This window comes from Polaromonas sp. P1_G1, assembly GCF_056405595.1.
The window spans coordinates 18414-36147 of sequence record NZ_JBFUBU010000051.1; the positions used below are offsets into that span (position 1 = coordinate 18414).

Genomic DNA, 17734 nt, shown 5'->3' on the forward strand with positions numbered 1-17734 from the left:
TTCATGATGCGTATCAGCACCCAGTCTTTTTACGAACAAAGCCAGACCGCCATGGGCTCGCAGCAAAGCAGCCTGCTGCGTGTGCAGCAGCAAATCGGCGCCATGACCAAAATCCTCGCGCCTTCGGACGACCCGCTGGGCGCCACGCGTGCGCTGGCGGTCTCGCAGTCCATCGCGCTGAATTCGCAATACGCCACCAGCCGCAAGCAGGCCGAGCAGATGCTCTCGCTGGAAGAGAATTCCTTGCAAAGCGTGACCACCGTGCTGCAGAACATCAAAAGCCTGCTGGTCGAGGCCGGCAACGGCACCATGACCGACGCCGACCGCGGCACCCTGGCCACCACGCTGCAAAGCGCTTTCGACCAGCTGCAGGGCCTGGCCAACACCGACGACGGCAACGGCCAGTTCCTGTTCGCCGGCTTCAAGAGCGGCAGCCCGCCCTTTGTGAAGCAGCCCGACGGCAGCATCCTCTACGCCGGCGACCAGGGCCAGCGCCTGATGCAGGTCGACGTGTCGCGCCAGATGCCCGGCAGCGACGACGGCCGCAGCATTTTCCAGAGCGTGCAGGGCGGGGCAGGATATGTCAGCGTCGCCCAGGCCAACAACACCGGCAGCGGCGTGTTCGGCGCGACCTCGGTGACCAACATCGCCGATGCCAATTACGGCAAAGACTTCGTCATCACCTTCACCACGCCGACCACCTACCAGGTCGACACCAACACCGTGCCGCCGGTGTCCATCGTGCCCACCACCGCCTTCACCGCGGGCACGCCCATCCAGTTCGGCGGCCTGCAGCTCAGCATCACCGGTGCCCCCGCGGCCGGCGACAGCTTCCATGCCTCCACCGCCAAAAACGCCGGCACCGACGTCTTCGCCACCATCAGCGCCGCGATCACCGCTTTACGCTCCCCGGTCGACGGCGCCGGCCCAGGCGCACAGTCCAAACTGCTGAACGCCCTGAGCACCGCCAACCGCAAAATCACCAACGCCCACGACAACGTGATCACGGTGCGCGCCTCGGTCGGCACCCGCCTGCAGGAACTCGACGCCCTGGGCGACACCGGCGACAGCCGCGCCCTCTACGACAAAAGCTACCTCTCAGACCTGCAGGACCTGGATTACGCGAGCGCGATCGCCGAGTTCTACCAGCGCCAGACGGCGCTGCAGGCCAGCCAGCAGACTTTTGTGCGGATTCAGCAGATTGCTTTGTTTAACTATTTGTAGGGCGGCCGGCCGGTTTGGCCCGGCCAGGCGCGGACTTCTTCAGTGCCTGGTACTCGCCATTGATGTCTTCCAGAAACAGCTTGCCTGTTCCCAGGTCTACCAACATGGTGAATCGGCGTTCAAAACGGTTCAGCCTGTCGACATAGACCGTCACGCTCTGGTGGCATCTGCCTTTCCATAACTCCGGTCGATCGATGGCGGGGCCGTTTATGTAGGCGACGTAACCCTCCGGCGTCGCCTGTTTTGCCTCGCGTTGAACGGTTTTGAACTCGTTGGTGCGTTCCACAAGCTTTCGCGCTTTTTGCTGGGCGGTTTCGGAAAAGATGCAAACGGGTTTGGGAGAGGCATCAGCCGCCGGATTGCCCGCGACCTTCTCGTTGGGCTTCGCGATTGATGGTGCGGCATGCGCAAACAGCAGGAGTACAAGGGCAATGTTGACGGAGGAAATCAGGCTTCGAAGAAATTCAAATTTCATGCTGCCCCTCCTTTTGGTATCACGCCATCTCTAAAAGTTATCGCACCTCAAGCCCAATGGGGCGTCATCCCTTGCCGTTCGGCTCTGCCCAGGGAAGTTTCACTCATGGTGCGCTTCCAGGTCAACTGGAAACAGCCTTGATAGCCGCACGGCCTATTCGCAGAACCAGTACCAAAAAAACTGCCGCCACCAAGCCGCCGATACCGGCCTGCATCCAGAAATCAGGGGTCAGCTTGCAGCTTTCAAGTTCAAAAGCTTTCGCAAGTGCCGAGCCGATGGGGTCGGTTTTGCAAAATTCCTCTTGCGGGTTGTGAAGCAAGGCAGCAGTCGCCAGGAAAAATGCGAGCGCCTGGGAGAGCCCAATGGCGATCCTGTCGGCCAGCGTTGGCCTTTTCCCGCTCAGTGCGGCGATGACCAGACAGACCGCCATGCCTATCGTTACGGCCAGCAAGCCCGCAACCATCATCTCGGGCGATGTACCGAAGTCAAGAAAACGCGTCAAGGTCACCGTGAGGTCGAATCGAGAAAGCAGATGCAGGCGTGCGACCGTCACGATGTTGGGGGTCAGCAACAAGGCCAGGCACATGAAGGCCAGCGGCTTGAATGATCCGGTGCGGCTAACTGGAAGTGTTGGCATGACGAGTTCTCCGACCAATGGCGCTGGCTATTGAGGCGAGAAGTGTAAAGCCAACGCTTGCCAGCCAGACGTATGCTCCAACGCCAATTGAGATAACTTGCCCAGCCTCGACATCCCGTGAGGAGTCCCATCCGAGAGATTGGACATCTCTGAAATCCATGGACAGTAGCAATGCCGATATGCTGGCGATGATTGCGAGAGTTGGCCGCTTGGGCATGACGATCAGGGAAACGATGAGTAGAGGATTCGCTAACCAGGCTAACGTGTTTGGCAAACCACCCCAACCGAAGATCAAAATTTCGAATCCTCCCATCTGCAGGTTCGGGTCCAAGGTCCGGTAAGGCGTCATCAGAAGTGATGCCATGTAGAGCATAGCGGCCAGAAATCGAAACGGTACGGCTTTGCCGCAAGTGGACTTCGCGCTCACGTCTAGTGCCAGTTGGCCGCCAGCACAGGCGCAAGCGCTGTTTGCTGGGACGCCGCCAAGTTTGTCTGGCCCATGGCGGGTGGCGCGAAACCTGCCATGGCCTGCACCAGGTTCTCGATCTGGGTGTCGAGCAATACCTTGTTGTCGCTGGTTTTGATCTGCTCGACGTGGTATTGATTGCCCAAGTACCAGTTCTGCATCGTCATCTTGTCAGACGTGCCGATGATGTTGATCGCCAGGTCGTTGCCCGCGTGGCTGAACCACAACTGGTTGGTGGCTACGTCAGCACCGAAAGACAGCACATCGGTGTCACCCGCAGTGGCGTCGTTTTCGATGATGCGATCCTGGCCCATGCCGCGATAGGCGGTGTAGGTATCGCTGCCGGTGCCACCCGCCAACGTGTTGTTGCCGGCATTGCCGCAGAGTACATTGGCCAGGGCATTGCCCGTGCCGCCGGCGCTCAGATTGCCCAGCAAGGTCAGGTTTTCGACATTGGCCGTCAAGGTGTAGCTGGCCAGATAGCTCTGCACGGTGTCCGTGCCTTCGCCAGCCAATTCGGTCACCACATCGACCGCGTCGTCGACCATAAAAATGTCGTTACCCAGGCCGCCGGCCATGACATCGGCTCCTTCGCTGAAGACCGCCGGGGCGACGGAAGCATCCGTGCGCTGGCTGGTGTCCAACACCACCGCAGTGTTCGCCTTCAAGGAATTGAAAAAGGCGTTGGTTTTAACAAATCCGTCGCTGAAATACAGGTTGTCGAGCTGGACAGCCGTGCCGCCGCTGAGCTTGACCACCTCTGCCTGTCCGGCAGGCAGTCCGCTTTGGCGCGTCAGCGTGATCGTGTTACCCGAGTACGCAGCCGTATAGTCGCCCAGGCGGCCCGTCAGGTAGATTTCGTCAACACCTCCACCCAGACTCGTGGCATCCACGCTACTGCCGGCCGTCACATAAACCTTGTCCACAGAAGATGACCCCAAGATCTGCAGGGTCTGGCCCACACGACACGAAGGCAGCCAACCGCCAGAGATGGCGACCTCACTTATCACCTGGTCGCCGGTAACGAGCTTAGCCAACCCACCGATCGGACCAACCATCTTGATCGACTCTGACGTCGCTCTGTCCACTACATCGTCGCCGGCGCCACCTGTGAGCGTGTCGTTGCCCCAGCCGCCCTGCAGCACGTCGTTGCTGGCGCCGCCGTCCAACACATTGGCCGCGCTGTTGCCGATGAGGGTGTTGTTCAGGGTGTTGCCCCTGCCGTTAATGGCCGCCGCACCGGTCAGGGTGAGATTTTCGACATTGGCGCTCAGCGTGCAGTTGATGCTGGAGCGCACGGTGTCGGTTCCCTCGCCCGCGTTCTCCACCACCACGTCGCCCGCATCGTCCACAAAATAACAATCGTTACCCAAGCCGCCCACCAGCTGGTCGGCCCCCTGGCTCAGCAGCGGGAAGCCGGCGGGCCAAGCCTGTGCGCCGCCCGTGAGCCAGCTTTGTTGGATGGGGTGAAAAACAAAGGTGCCGATGTCCATCAAGCGCGCATCGGCGATGCAGTTGATCACGAGGTAACCATCGGAAAAGTACAGGCGAGTATCCGTATTGGAGACGAGCACCATCGCGCTTTCACTTTGCCCTGCGGGCAGACCTGCAATGCGGGTAAAGGTGTAGACGCCCGAGTCCTGGTTAATCGCCTGGCTGTAGTCGGCCAGTTTCCCGCTCAGGTAAATGCAGTCGCCTGCCGAGGTGCGCATGCTGGCGTCGACCCGGCTGCCGGCCGTGACATAGACCTTGACCGGGCTCATGCTGCCGAGCACCTGCAAGGATTGACCGGCCGATACATTGGGCAGAACGCCCCCCACGAACGCAAGCGAAGTGGCCGGTCCTCCATCCACAAAATAGTTGGCGGCGGTGGCTCCCACCACAGAGATGATGATGGAGGCACCCAGCGCCGGGGCCAGGCCGTCCAGCACGTCGTCGCCGTTTCCGCCTATCAGGGTGTCCGTGCCGTAGCCGCCCATCAGCACATTGATGCCGCTATTACCGGTGATCGTGTTGGCCAGCGAGTTGCCCATGCCGTTGAGCGCTGTTCCGGTCAGGGCGAGGTTTTCTACATTGGCGCCCAGGGCGTAGCTGATGCTGGCGCGCACGGTGTCCGTTCCCTCGCTGGCGTTTTCCACCACCATATCGCCCGCGTCGTCCACAAAATAATTGTCGTTACCCAGGCCGCCCACCAGCCGGTCGGCGCCCTGGCTCAGCAGAGGGATGCTGGCCGGCCAGGCCTGCGCGCCGCCTGTGAGCCAGCTTTGCTGGATGGGGTGATAGACATCGGTATTGAAGTCCAGCAGGCGCGCGTCGGCGAAGGCGTTGAATCCCATACTGCCGTCGGTAAAGTACAGGTGGACGTTTTCAACGGTCACCGTCACCATGACACTTTCGTTTTGTCCTGCAGGCAAGCCTGCAATCCGGGTGAAGGTGTAGACCCCTGTGCCCTGGTCAACCGCCTGGCTGTAGTCGGCAAACTTCCCGCTCAGGTAGATGCTGTCTCCGTTCGTGTGAAGCGAGCGGGCGTCCACCCGGCTGCCGGGCGTGACATAGACCTTGACCGGGTTGACCCCGCCCTGCACCTCCAGCGACTGGCCGGCCGATACGCCGGGAATCATGCCATCCACTAACGCAAACGAAGTGGTTACGCCGCGATCCACCGAATATTTCGCGGTGGTGGGTCCCATCACATAGACGGTGATGGAGGTACCCAGCGCCGGGGGCAGGCCATCGAGCATGTCGTCACCGTTCCCGCCCACCAGGGTGTCGGCGCCATAGCCGCCCATCAGCAGATTAGCGCCGCTGTTGCCGGTCAGGATGTTGTCCAGCGAATTGCCGGTGCCACCTATGGCTGCTGTGCCGCCCAGCGTCAGGTTCTCCACATTGGCGGCCAGGGTGTAACCGTCCAGGCCGGTCAGCACCGTGTCCATACCCTCCCCGGCCAGCTCGATCACGGTGTCCAGGGCGCTGTCGATCCCGTAACTGTCGGAGCCAAGCCCGCCTTTCAAGGTGTCATTGCCCAGACCGCCATCGAGGCTGTCGTCACCGGCCCCGCCCGTCAATGTGTTGTTGCCGCTGTTGCCGGTCAAGGCATTGTTCAGGTCATTGCCGGTGCCATTTAGGGCCGCAGCCCCTGTCAGGGTGAGATTTTCGACATTGGCCGTGAGTGTGTAGTCCACCGAGCTGCTGACGGTGTCGATGCCCTCATTGACGTTTTCGACCACCACATCGCCTGCATGGTTGACGACATAACTGTCGCTGGCGGCAAGGCCTTCGAGCCGATCGGTACCTGCAGTGCCGGCCAGCGTATCGGCGCCGGCCGTGCCGACCATGCGGTTGACGGCGGCGGTAGCCATGCTGGTCATGCTTTCCGCCGTGCCGAAACCATCGGTATAGCTGACAACCACACGAAGGCTCTGGCCGGCCAGGGTCGAGATGAGCGTGATGCTCGCGGCGGTGGCGCCGCTGATGGCGCTCCATGTCGTGCCATTGGCCGAGCTTTGCCATTGGTAGGTCAAAGCACCCAAGCCATCGACATCGGCCAGCGTGCTGCCGACGCTCAGTACATCGCCTTGCTGGACGGTTGTGGTGGCGGTAAGGGGTGAGCCGCCGCGCAGCACCGTAACGGTGCCCGTGGGCGTGTCGTTCACATTGGCCACCGTTCCGGTAACCGCGCTGGTGGCGCTTTCCGCCGTGCCCTGCGCGTCGGCATAACTGGCTTTGACACTGATCGCCTTGCCGACTTGCGCCTGGCCGAGCGTGAGTGTGGAACCGGTAGCACCCGCGATGACTGTGCCATTGGCAAGCCACTGGTAATTCATCATCCCCAGGCCGTCCGCATCGGCCAGCGTGTTTGCCGCCGTCAAGATCTGGTTCTGGGTAGCGGTGCCGCTAACTGTCACTGTGCCGGTAGGCGCATCATTGACCGGCGTGACCATCACCTTGGCCTGGATGGCCGTGCTGGACTCCGCGCCGCCGTTGTCTTTGGCCACGGCCGTGAAAGCATTGAGGGCACCGTTGGCGTTCAGTGTGGGCGCCCAGTAGGCGCTGCGGGTTGCATCCACGGTGTTGTTGGTGGTCGCATTCCAGGCTGTGGCCGTGGCCGCCGTCGCGCCTATGCGCAAGTTGCCGCTGCTCACGGCCTTCACCACAAAGGCAGAAACCGTGCCATCCACGTCAGCCTCATTGCCCTGTGCCAGCAGTTGCGCGAAAGTGACCAACGCTTCACTGTCTTCATTGCCTGTCGCCAGCGGTGCCGCGAAGGCCGTCAGCGTGGGCGCATCGTTGACCGCCGCCAGCGTGAAGCTCTGCGTGGCTGGGGTGTTTATCGTGCCGTCGCTGACGCCGTAGCTCAAGTTGACCGTGCCGTTGTAGTTGGCATTGGGGGTAAAGGTCCAACTACCGGTCGCTGCATTGAACGCCGACAATGCGCCATTACTGGCGCTCAGGCCAACCACCGACAAGGCGCTGCCTTCCACGTCGCTGAAACCCGCCAGCAAGCTGGTCTGGGTGACGGTGTAAGTCGTATCTTCCGTGCCCGCCGCCAGTGCGGCCTTTGTTCCAGTCAACGAGGGAGCGTCATTGACCGCTGTGACGTTGAAGGTCAGGGTGTTGGGCGCAACATCAAACGCGCCGTATTGGTCCTTGACCGAGAACGACAGGCTGGCGTAGCTGTTGCCGTTGGCATTGGCGGCCGGGCTGAACAGCAGGCGCGCGGCGGCCAGATCGGCGGCGCTGATGACTTGCGCGGTGGTAACGGCTGTGCCGTTCAGCTTCAGGCTGCCGGCCACGGGAAAACTGTCGATGCGTACCGCGCTTAGGCTGTCGCCGGGATTGACGTCGACAAAACCCAGATCGGCGGCGGTGATCACATAGTTGCCGTCTTCATTGAGCGTCAGGGTTTTGTTGGCACCGGTGGGGGCAGTATCAAGCAGGGTGTTGAGCCAGGTCGTGCTCAGCACGCTGCCATTAGAAAACTCGAACTGCTCAATGGCGTAGTTGTTAAAGGCCGCTGCCGCAAAACTTACGCTGTCGCCGGATGTCACAGACAATGTGACCTGTCCGTTAGCCATGCTGGCGCTGGTTTGCGCAGCGCTGATGCCAGCGCCAAACACGATTCGGTCGTTCCCGCTGCGGTCTACGAGGGTGTCACATCCGCTGCCCAGGTTGAAGCGATAACGATCATCACCGTCTCCGCCATTCAAGGTGTCCGCGCCTGCGCCGCCGTCCAGTACATTGGCCGCACTGTTGCCGGTGATCGTATTGTTCAAAGCGTTGCCGGTGCCGTTGAGGGCATCATTGCCCATCAGGGTCAGGTTCTCAACATTGGTACTCAAGGTGTAGCTCACGGTGCTTTGCATCGTGTCGTTGCCCTCGTTGGCGTTTTCAAACACGGTGTCGAGCGTGTTGTCTACGCCATAGACATCATCGCCGACGCCACCCGCCAAGATATCGACTCCAAGGCCTCCTATCAGGACGTCGTCGCCGACACCTCCGCGCACCAGGTCGTCACCAGCACCTCCGTCGACCAGGTCATTGCCGGCATCCCCGGCCAGCACGTCGTTGGCGGCGCTACCCACCAGGATGTCGTCGCCTGAACCTCCGCTGATCACCACGGTGCTGCGCCCGCCGCCAATGAACACGTCATTGCCGTCGCCACCTTCAGCCACCTCGGCCTCCACGATTGCCAAATTCAGCACCACCCCGGCGCCGCCGGTCACGCGGATCAGATCGATCCCGGCGCCCGCGTGGATATTGACCTGACTGTCCGCAGCGTCCACCAGTAGCACGTCATCCCCCGCTTCGGCGTTGAAGCTGTCCGATCCATTGCCGCCGGACAGCCAGTTAATGCCCGCATCACCTGTCAGGCTGTCATTCCCCGATCCGGCATAAAGATTGTTGACGGCCTTGTTCGCCGTGCTCAGGATTTCGCCTAGCGTATTGTTGGAGATATAACTTTTGGTGCCGGCATCAGTGCTGACAATCTGGCCGGTGCCGCTGGAGGTCGTCGCGCCGTCGACAAATCGGAAGTACACGTCAGCCATTGGACGCTTGACGCCGTTCACGGTTGCCGTGGAGACCTCGCCAAGCAAATTCCCCTGGTCGCGAACTTCCTGCGTCAGGTAGCGCAGATCCAGTCCGCTGACTTTGCCGTCTGCGAGCGACATCAACTCGCCGGTGTCGGTGACGCCGTTGCTGTTCGAATCGCGCCACAGTCTGAGCGATGAAAATGATTGGTCGAGATTTGAGATGACCTGATCATGGTTGGAATCAAACTCCGCCAGCTTGGCATAGCCCTGGCCTCTTTGCAGGCCGCCAAACAGCTCATTGACGCCGTCAATTTTTCCATTGCCGTTTTGGTCGTAAGCCACAAACGCATCCTGAGCAGAGAGCCACCCAGTCTGGTCAGCTACGTTGTCACCGCTGACATCGAACTTGACCGTTGATGAGGCAAAGCTGATGGTATTGACACCGTCCCCGGTGAGGTCAATGGCAATGGGTGAACCGCCTGCCGCGGTCCAGGCATCATTGAACAAATCAAAATAGGCTTGACTGCTTGGCTCGCCTAGTATGGCCACAATCCTTGCAATGTCCTCCAGTGCCCAGTACCCCTGGTCGTCGCCCCACAAGGTGCTCCATGAGTTCCCCATGACATAGGCTGTGTCGAAAGCATATTGTCCCGACAGGGTGGCGATACTGAGGTACGCCGCAAGGCCGGGAATCCGCAGCGCTGGATCTATGGTGATAGGCGTGGCCGTAAAAGAGTATTGCTGGTCGCCAACGCCGTTTCTGGCAAGCCCTGCCGCAACCAGGATATTGTTGGCAAAATCCACCGTATTGCCGTCGTCAAAACCGTCAGAACCCCCGTCCGCATAAGACAAGGCGTCGTAGAAGTTCGAGTCAGACAAGGTGAAGCTGCTTGAATGGATGAGGACGGCATCATCCGGGGCCGGTCGATCATCAATCAAACCGTCAATTCTAATAATCAGCCCCTCCCTCTCTTTGCCAATTTCGCGTGTTTTTCCATATGGATCCTCGAAACGGGTAGTGATAACCTCCATACCGTTCATCAAATATTGATTGATCGATATTTGGGCGGGGCCTAGGCGTACCGGGGAACTTGACTGAGTGGTCGTAGGCGGCTGAGTGGTGGAGGGCGCGGTGCTGGTCGAACCGGAGTTGCTTGCAGGGCGGTTGTCCCAGACGGGGTTGACCAGGCTTTCACTGGCCGCCATTCCCAGGCTGTTTATCAGCGGTGCGACATCAGTGGGCGGGGTATAGCTGTTGTTAACCTGTCGAGCATCACGCCCTTCGGCCGCCCAGGTGTTCTGGCCTTCGCTGGCAATGCGGCTGATCTCGGCCTTCAGGGCAGGTGACGCATTGGCCAAATCCCCGCTGAGTTTGACTTCCGCCGGCAGGTTGTTGGTATCGCCCCGGCCGGCGTTCAGGTCAACGGAGTTTTTGTCGATGCGATCCGCACGAGAAAAGTCGCCTGCGGTGTCGAGGGTGATGAGACTGTTGGGGACTAGATTTTGAAAATCAATGCCATAGGCATTGGCTACAGGCGAAAAGGTTTCTTGGACTGACCCATCACTAGCCGACGTCACTGCATATCTATCTCTATATTTTCCGTCGGGGCCAACCATCCGTTGCCACTTGACTGCATTGCCCTGCAAGTCTTTTGTCGAGAATTCGTATTCCCCAGTCCTTGGATTAAGAGAGTACAGAACGGCGTCAAATTGGATTTGCAAGCTGTCACCCACACGCTTGGGAACCATAACCAGAGAATTGATGCCGAGTTTTGTTGGGTCCGCTATGGAGTTGAAAATACGGAGGTCTTCAGCAGAAATATTGTTTCCGCTCTTGAATTCCAGTTCTGCAATCCTATAGAGATTACCTCCCGCGAGAATCTTTACCGTATGCGGATTGACGTATTCGAATATTGGACTGGGTAAGCCGATCGTGCTTGTGGTGGAGCTGTCATAGGCGGGAGCAGGCAGCGTACCTTGAAAGTTTTTTATGTCGCCACTTAATCTTGCTATTACAAGATTGGTATTGGTTATCCGATCTGGCTCCGCAATACGCGTGGTCGCTGCCGCATTAATGCCGGATTGAATCTGAGCTTGGTCGCCTGGGTTATCGCCGTACTCCGGTGCAGTCAGAGTTCGCCATACCGCACCCGAGTCGCTTAATCCGTTAGCCTTTCCTTGCGCAACTCCTGCGGCTATTTTCAATGCTGCGTCAGATATACCAACTGCTTTTCCGATAAAGCCATACCAGAAGTTTCCAAAATCAGCATATCGGGGATCAATTTGCTTGAAATCCCAAGAGACGCTCTGAGGTAAATGCCCATCCTTGTTATTCCTTGCCATGTGGTTAAACCAGTCCAATACTTCCCCTGGCGTGTGGCTGGCTGCATACTGCTTCGCGAGATCGATATTTGCATTTGCGTCGAAACCAGGGGGGATAGGACCCGAAAAATACAGAGAGAGATTGACGTTAGTCGTCATTTCAATTTCCTTCTTTAGTAAAACGTTTTCTCAAGAAAAAATATGCAATGGTTGAAAACAAAGGGATTCCTACGCATCCAGTGATGACTAACAATGCAATTGCTCCAGCTCCTCCAAAGCCTGAATCGTCAGGTTCGCCAGGAAAAAAATGAAATAGAGCCATCCACAAGCCTGCCTCAAGAAGTACTGTGACAAGCACTCCCCCAATGAGGGCTGTGAGTACACGGAAAAGTCGTCGCATGACTTTATTGAGAGATGTTTTTCGCATAATTCCTCGACTCTTTCAGTTTTTTAAAGTAGGGTTGATTGCAATCTCATCGGTTTTCGCTTGCACGCAGGAAACTTGTTGATGACGAACTTGCTTATTTAGCAGTGCGAGCCGATCCCCAAGAAAAATTGAATAAATTGCACGAACCAATATCCCGACGCATAGCCAGAAGCATCCTCCTGCGTAGATGGCGTCAGGGCGTACGTCTTGAGGAGTTTGTCCGTTTGAGCGGCATGGCAGGTGGCTGCGGCAAGCAGCGCGAATGCGAGAACTCCATGGGGGATAAAGCGAAGCTGGATCGGTTTCATGGCAGCGCTCCTTAAAGTCATGGCTTCTCCTCGCAAGCGCTTTGCGCGGGCATGCGAGTGCACTGACCAGGCACCACACGCAGCCAGCCATTGGCATCCAAGGTCAGGCAGTCGTCCTGCGGGACCAGCATGCTGATGTGCATGTCATGCCGTTTGATGAGGCTTGGCTTTCCCATCACCGAAGGACGATGCTCTTCGTAGCACAGTACGAACTTTTCCAGTCGGAAGCCTGGGGGATTGGCAGGCGTGCTCGTGGTGACTTGAGGGGCGGACTGACCGACCTGGTCGCTGGATGGGGCGTGCACCTGAATGGCGGCAGCGCAAGCGGCCAGGGCCATGATCAGGCAAAACTGCGCAGTGGCCAGCACGGTGCGGTTCGCCGAGTTTTTTTTGCTTCGCTTCATCAGGCACGCTCCCCTTGGTAAGTCGCGGGATCGGGTGCGGCGCAGCCGACCAGCTTCAGGTTCAGTTCAGTGGCCAGCGTGCTGGAGGGCGTGAAGTCCGGGTACCTCGCCTTCACGTCGCGCAGGACGCGGCCCAGAGCGTCGTCGGCGCTGCGGCCGGGCAGCCAGCCGTTGACCAGCAGGGTGTCAAGGTCCCTGGCGCTGCTGTTGTTCATCGCGGCGGAGACGATGTAGAGGGTGGGGCTGGGTTTTCTGGGGCTGCCCGGCTTGCCTGCGGTGCATGCGCCCGGCGGCAGGGCGATGTCGGTCACCGTGGTTTGTGCGATCGCATAGCCCGGGTATTTCTCCAGCACCAGGCGCGTGAAGAGGCCGGTGGCTTCGTCCACGCTGGCGGCCGATTGCACTGAGTGGGCCAGCCTGAAGGTGAAATCCTGCACGCCTTCGCGCAGGATGGCCGAGACCAGGTAGTGGGTTTTTGGCACGCCTTTTATGGCGGGTTTCTTTTTGTCGGGACCGACTGCCCGGCTGATGCCCGGCAGGGTCAAGCCCATGCCCAGCCGGCCTGCTTGCGCGAGCCATGTCCTTCGGGAGACGGTGGTTTGTTTTCCGCTCGTGTTCTTTCTCATGGCTCCCCCGTTTCTCGAAAAGCTCCCGCCGCTTTGCCCGTTGAGCAAAGCCCATGGCGATCACGTTTGTTGGGAGATGTTTTGGCTGTGCCAGTAGCCGGCAACCGCGTGGCGGGCCGGGCTTTGAATGGCGACGCTGAACGGTATGCGAGCTCGCCGGGGAAATCCGCGCGGATTGTCCGCGCGCGGTCATTGTTTGTGGGATTTAGGCTGTTAAGCCGGGTCCGTGTTCGCGGACACTGCCTGTCGCCTGCTACTGCCGCAAACCCTGCAAAACCCCCATCGTGCCCGCGAAGGCCGCAGCGAAGTGCGGCTCCAGGAAAGGCGCCAGGTATTGCATCAGCAGCTGCAGCATGGCGATGCCGGCCAGCAGCGTGATGGGGAAGCCGACCGCAAAAATGCTGAACTGCGGCGACACGCGGTTGAGGATGCCCATGGCGAGGTTGAGCGTGAGCAGGGTGGCGATCAGGGGCAGGGCCAGCATCAGGCCGCCGGCAAAGATCTCGCCGCCGGCGTTGGCCAGCAGGAACCAGCCGCCGGCGGCGAGCGGTGCGTCGGAGATCGGCAGGGCCTGGAAGCTTTCGGCCAGCACCATGACCAGCATCAAATGGCCGTCGACCGCGAGAAAAATCAGCATGGCCATGACGTTGAGCAGGCGGGCAATGACCATGGTGTTGCCGCCGCTGGTGGGGTCGAAGAAGGAGGCGAATGAGAGGCCCATCTGCAGGCCGGCGTATTCACCGGCGGCTTGCACGGCCGCGAAGACCAGGCGCATGGAGAAACCCATGGCCGCGCCAATCAGGATTTGCTGGACCAGGATCCAGAAGCCGGCGGCGGAGACCAGGGGCACGCTGGGCGGCGCGCCCAGCGTGGGCGCGACCACGATGGCCAGCAGCATGGCCAGGCCGACTTTGGTCCTGCGCGGCACGGCGGCTTCGCTGAAGATGGGCGCGGTGCTGATCAGGGCCAGCATGCGCACAAAAGGCCACAGGAAAAACACCAGCCAGAGATTGAGCTGGCCGGAGGTGACCGAAAAAACCGGCTGCATGGCTTTTTGCCCGAGCTGCGCCCGGCCCTCAGCCGACGATCTGCGGAATCGACGAGAACAGGTTGCGCATGTAGTCGAGCACGGTGCCCAGCATCCAGGGCCCGGCGATCACCAGCGTGGCGAAGACGGCCAGCAGCTTGGGGATAAAGGACAGTGTCATCTCGTTGATCTGCGTGGCGGCCTGGAACAGGCTGATCAGCAGGCCGGTGACCAGGGCCACCAGCAGCAGCGGCGCGCCCAGCAGCAGCGAGAGCTTCATGGCCTCATAGCCCAGGGCCATGACGGATTCGGGAGTCATGAGTCGTTCTTCTTCCGCTAGAGATAAAAGCTCTGCGCCAGCGCGCCTATCAGCAGCTGCCAGCCGTCGACCAGCACAAACAGCATGAGCTTGAAGGGCAGCGAGATGGTGGCCGGGGGCACCATCATCATGCCCATGGACATCAGCACGCTGGCAACCACGAGGTCGACGATGAGGAAGGGGATGAAGATGGTGAAGCCGATCTGGAAGGCGGTCTTGAGTTCGCTGATCACAAAGGCGGGCAGCAGGATGCGCAGGCTGACATCTTCGGGGCCGTCGAGCTTCTCGATATTGGCGAGCCGGGCGAACAGGGCCAGGTCGGCCTCGCGGGTCTGCTTGAGCATGAACTGCTTGAAGGGCTCGACGCCGCGTTCCAGGGCTTGCTCGGCGCTGATCTTGTTCTCGGAAAAAGGTTTGTAGGCGCTGGCGTGCACCTTGTCGAAGACCGGCGACATCACAAAAAACGTCAAAAACAGCGAAAGCCCGACCAGCACCTGGTTGGGCGGCGAGGACTGCGTGCCGATGGCGGTGCGCAGCAGGCCCAGCACGATCAGGATGCGCGTGAAGCTGGTCATGGACAGCAGCAGCGCGGGCAAGAAAGACAGCGAGGTCAGCAGCACCAGGGTCTGCACGCTGAGCGACCAGGTCTGGCTACCGCCCGGGCCCTTGGTGCTGGTGATGCCGGGCAGGCCCTGGGCGGAGGCGGCCTCGGGCAGCAGCATCAGCGCGATCACGATGAACGCGGGCAGCAGCAGGGCCGCGCCGGCACGCAGGCCGGCAAGCTTGTTCTTCATCTCAGTCGCGCTTTTTGAGCTTGTTCAGCGATTCGAGCAGCCGGTTTGAGAATGCGCTGCCGGGGCCGGTGAAGCGCTGGGGCGCGGGCACCGCGTCGCTGTCGGGGAGGTTGCCGGGCAGGCTTTGCGCGGGCATGGTGTGCAGCGCGCGCACCTGGCCGGCCGCCACGCCCAGCACCAGCCATTGGCCGCCGACCTCGACAACGACCACACGTTCGCGCTGGCCGACCATGGCGCTGGAGACGACCTTGAGCAGGCGGCCGCTGCCGCCGGCCTGCAGGCCGAAGCGCCGCGCCAGCCAGGCGCAGCCGAAGATCATCGCGACCACAAAGGCCAGGCCCAGCCCGGCCTGCAGCAGCCCGGCGGCGCCGAAAGAGGCGCGCACCGGCTCGGCGGCGGCCGCGGGCACGGTGGGCAGCACCGCGCCGGCTGACAGGCAGAGGCCGGCCAGCAGCAGGGCGGCGAATGCTCGAATCGCGCTACGGAACACAGGCTTCATCGGTTCAGCTTCTGCATGCGTTCGGACGGCGTGATGATGTCGGTCAGGCGTATGCCGAATTTGTCGTTGACGACGACCACCTCTCCCTGCGCGATCAAATAGCCGTTGATGAAGACGTCCATGGGCTGGCCGGCCAGGCCGTCGAGCTCGACGACCGAGCCCTGGGACAGCTGCAGCAGGCTCTTGATGGTGATGCGGGTGCGGCCCAGCTCGGTGGTCAGCTGCACCGGCACGTCGAGCACCCGGTCTATGTCGCCGCGCGCGATCTCGAAGGCGGCGTTGCCCTGCAGCGGCTGGAACACGCGTTCGCCGGCCGCGGTGGAAGGAGGTGGAGGCGCGGGCGGAGGAGGCGGTGGTGGCGCGGCGGCGGCGCTGGACTGCGCCTGCTCGGCGAGCGCGCTGCCCCAGTCGTCGGCGTCGGCCGCCGGCTGCTCTTTGCTGTCTTCACTCATGGTCTTTTCCCTTGCTGGAGTCGCTGTCCTGGTGGTGGATCATTTTTTCCACGCGCAGGGCATAGTGGTTGTTGGAGGTGCCGTAGCCGCATTCCATGACGGGCACGCCGTTGACCTTGCCGATGATGGTGTCCGGGATCTCGACGGGCAGCACGTCGCCGGCCTGCAGCCTGAGCAGCTGGCCTATGCTGGACTGCAGGGTCAGGAAGTGGGCGCGCAGCTCGACCTCGGCGCTCTGCACCTGCTGCGAGAGCTGCTTGACCCAGCGCTTGTCGATCTCGATCTCGTCCTGCAGAGGATTCGACAGCAGGTCGCGTATCGGCTCGATCATGGAATAGGGGATGCAGACGTTGAGCGCCCCGCCTATGGGGCCGAACTCGATCTGGAAGGTGGTGTTGATGACCACCTCGTTGGGCGCGACGATGTTGGCCAGCTTGGCGTGCATCTCGGCGCGCACGTATTCGAACTCAAGCGGGTAGACCGGCTGCCAGGCGCCGCCGTAGCTCTCCAGCGTGAGGTTGAGCAGGCGCTTGATGATGCGCTGCTCTGTCTGCGTGAAGTCGCGGCCCTCGATGCGCACGTGGTAGCGGCCGTCGCTGCCGAACAGGTTGTCGACGACCAGGAACACCAGCTTGGGGTCGAACACGAACAGCGCCGTGCCGCGCAGCGGCTTCATGTGCATCATGTTGATGTTGGCCGGCACCGGCAGGTGGCGTATGAAGTCGCCGTATTTCTGGATCTGCACCGCGCCCACCGAGATGTCGGCGCTGCGCCGCATGAAGGTCAGCAGCGCGCCGCGCAGGTGGCGCGCGAAACGCTCGTTGATGACCTCGAGCGTGTGCATGCGGCCGCGCACGATGCGCTCGTCCGTGCCGAGGTTGTAGGTCGGCGGGCCCGCGGGGGCGGGCGGCTTCGGGCTGGCCGTGCCGGCGTCACCGGTGACGCCCTGCAGCAGCGCATCTACCTCGTCCTGCGAGAGCTGCTGTTCATAGGCCATGGGCGGATTTCATTGGGCGGATTGACGGCAATGCGCTTACTGCAGCATGAAGGTGGTGAACATCACGCTGGAAATCTTCAGCGAGGGCAGGTTGGGCACCAGGGGCTGGTTCAGCGCGGCCATGATCTCGGCGGCCAGCTTGGCTTTTTCCTCGGGCGTGATCAGCGCGTCGGAGGCGCGGTTGGACAGCACCGTGAGCAGCCGGCTGCGCACTTCAGGCAGGTACTGGGTGACCAGGGCCTGGGATTTGGCGTCGGGCACCTTCAGCGTCACGGCCGCATGCAGGAAGCGGCTGCGGCCGCCCGGCTGCAGGTTGACGGTCATGGGCTCCAGCGCCACGAAGAGCGGCGCGGCCGGCAGGGTGGCGGCGGGCGCGGCCTCGGCGTTGCGCTGGTTGCTGAGGTACCAGGTGGCGCCCGCGGCCGCGGCGGCGGCCAGGACCGACAGGGCGATCAACAGGGCGATGAGTTTGGGCGAGGGCTGGCGCGAGGTGAGGGTCTTCGCTGGGAGTGTGCTGGTAGCCATGGCGGTGTGGGTTTGGGTTGGTCAATCGATTGTTGGGTAAAACACCGGCCGGGCATCGCCGGAGCAGCAGGGGGAAAACGCTTCAACTTCGGCATTTGCCGGGCGCGCTTGCTCAGGCGTAGGTGTCCACCTTGCCGCGCGGGTGCGCCGGCGCGGCGGCCGTGGGCGCCGGCGCGGCCGCATCGGCCGGCAGGTAGCCC

The 17734-nt window shown here is 61.1% G+C and carries 16 protein-coding genes; 1 reads left to right on the forward strand and 15 read right to left on the reverse strand.

Annotated elements, in window-relative coordinates; translation table 11 throughout:
• The first annotated feature begins 6 nt into the window (after window positions 1–6).
• Entirely contained in the window at window positions 7–1224 is a 1218-nt protein-coding gene (gene flgL / locus AC1D1Y_RS21900) for a flagellar hook-associated protein FlgL (RefSeq protein ID WP_477684196.1), read from the forward strand.
• On the opposite strand, the gene AC1D1Y_RS21905 is transcribed toward flgL, so the two are convergent.
• From AC1D1Y_RS21905 to fliL, 15 genes are all read right to left on the reverse strand, one after another.
• Window positions 1211–1699 (reverse strand): hypothetical protein, encoded by a 489-nt coding sequence (locus AC1D1Y_RS21905; RefSeq protein ID WP_477684197.1) that lies wholly within the window; start codon window positions 1697–1699, stop codon window positions 1211–1213. The two genes, flgL and AC1D1Y_RS21905, sit on opposite strands and share 14 nt — an antisense overlap.
• Window positions 1700–1820: 121 nt before the next feature.
• Window positions 1821–2336 (reverse strand): hypothetical protein, encoded by a 516-nt coding sequence (locus tag AC1D1Y_RS21910; protein WP_477684198.1) that lies wholly within the window; start codon window positions 2334–2336, stop codon window positions 1821–1823.
• Window positions 2317–2763 (reverse strand): hypothetical protein, encoded by a 447-nt coding sequence (locus tag AC1D1Y_RS21915; protein WP_477684199.1) that lies wholly within the window; start codon window positions 2761–2763, stop codon window positions 2317–2319. The genes AC1D1Y_RS21910 and AC1D1Y_RS21915 overlap by 20 nt, the downstream gene beginning before the upstream one ends.
• Window positions 2764–2765: 2 nt before the next feature.
• The gene (locus tag AC1D1Y_RS21920; RefSeq protein WP_477684200.1) at window positions 2766–11315 is read right to left on the reverse strand and encodes a tandem-95 repeat protein; all 8550 of its coding nucleotides are present in this window, start codon (window positions 11313–11315) and stop codon (window positions 2766–2768) included.
• Between the two features lies 1 nt (window position 11316).
• Window positions 11317–11556: a hypothetical protein gene (locus AC1D1Y_RS21925; RefSeq protein WP_477684201.1), complete on the reverse strand. Its 240-nt coding sequence runs from the start codon at window positions 11554–11556 to the stop codon at window positions 11317–11319.
• Between the two features lie 125 nt (window positions 11557–11681).
• Entirely contained in the window at window positions 11682–11891 is a 210-nt protein-coding gene (locus tag AC1D1Y_RS21930) for a hypothetical protein (RefSeq protein ID WP_477684202.1), read from the reverse strand.
• A 17-nt stretch (window positions 11892–11908) separates the two neighbouring features.
• Entirely contained in the window at window positions 11909–12295 is a 387-nt protein-coding gene (locus AC1D1Y_RS21935; RefSeq protein WP_477684203.1) for a hypothetical protein, read from the reverse strand.
• Window positions 12295–12921 (reverse strand): hypothetical protein, encoded by a 627-nt coding sequence (locus AC1D1Y_RS21940; RefSeq protein ID WP_477684204.1) that lies wholly within the window; start codon window positions 12919–12921, stop codon window positions 12295–12297. Before AC1D1Y_RS21940 ends, AC1D1Y_RS21935 begins: the two co-directional genes overlap by 1 nt.
• Window positions 12922–13174: 253 nt before the next feature.
• Entirely contained in the window at window positions 13175–13969 is a 795-nt protein-coding gene (gene fliR / locus AC1D1Y_RS21945; protein WP_477684205.1) for a flagellar biosynthetic protein FliR, read from the reverse strand.
• Window positions 13970–13997: 28 nt separating this feature from the next.
• Window positions 13998–14267 carry a flagellar biosynthesis protein FliQ gene (gene fliQ / locus AC1D1Y_RS21950; RefSeq protein ID WP_477652273.1) on the reverse strand — a complete coding sequence of 90 codons (270 nt, stop codon included), beginning with the start codon at window positions 14265–14267 and terminating at the stop codon, window positions 13998–14000.
• A 17-nt stretch (window positions 14268–14284) separates the two neighbouring features.
• Complete coding sequence (gene fliP / locus AC1D1Y_RS21955; protein WP_477684207.1) at window positions 14285–14989, reverse strand: flagellar type III secretion system pore protein FliP; 705 nt, start codon at window positions 14987–14989, stop codon at window positions 14285–14287.
• A 73-nt stretch (window positions 14990–15062) separates the two neighbouring features.
• Window positions 15063–15560: a flagellar biosynthetic protein FliO gene (gene fliO / locus AC1D1Y_RS21960; RefSeq protein WP_477684206.1), complete on the reverse strand. Its 498-nt coding sequence runs from the start codon at window positions 15558–15560 to the stop codon at window positions 15063–15065.
• Complete coding sequence (gene fliN, locus AC1D1Y_RS21965) at window positions 15557–16012, reverse strand: flagellar motor switch protein FliN (protein ID WP_477652275.1); 456 nt, start codon at window positions 16010–16012, stop codon at window positions 15557–15559. The genes fliO and fliN overlap by 4 nt, the downstream gene beginning before the upstream one ends.
• Window positions 16005–17009, reverse strand: coding sequence for a flagellar motor switch protein FliM (fliM, locus tag AC1D1Y_RS21970; RefSeq protein WP_477652276.1), 1005 nt, complete (start codon window positions 17007–17009; stop codon window positions 16005–16007). The genes fliN and fliM overlap by 8 nt, the downstream gene beginning before the upstream one ends.
• A 36-nt stretch (window positions 17010–17045) precedes the next feature.
• The gene (gene fliL, locus AC1D1Y_RS21975) at window positions 17046–17534 is read right to left on the reverse strand and encodes a flagellar basal body-associated protein FliL (protein ID WP_477677320.1); all 489 of its coding nucleotides are present in this window, start codon (window positions 17532–17534) and stop codon (window positions 17046–17048) included.
• Window positions 17535–17734 lie beyond the last annotated feature (200 nt).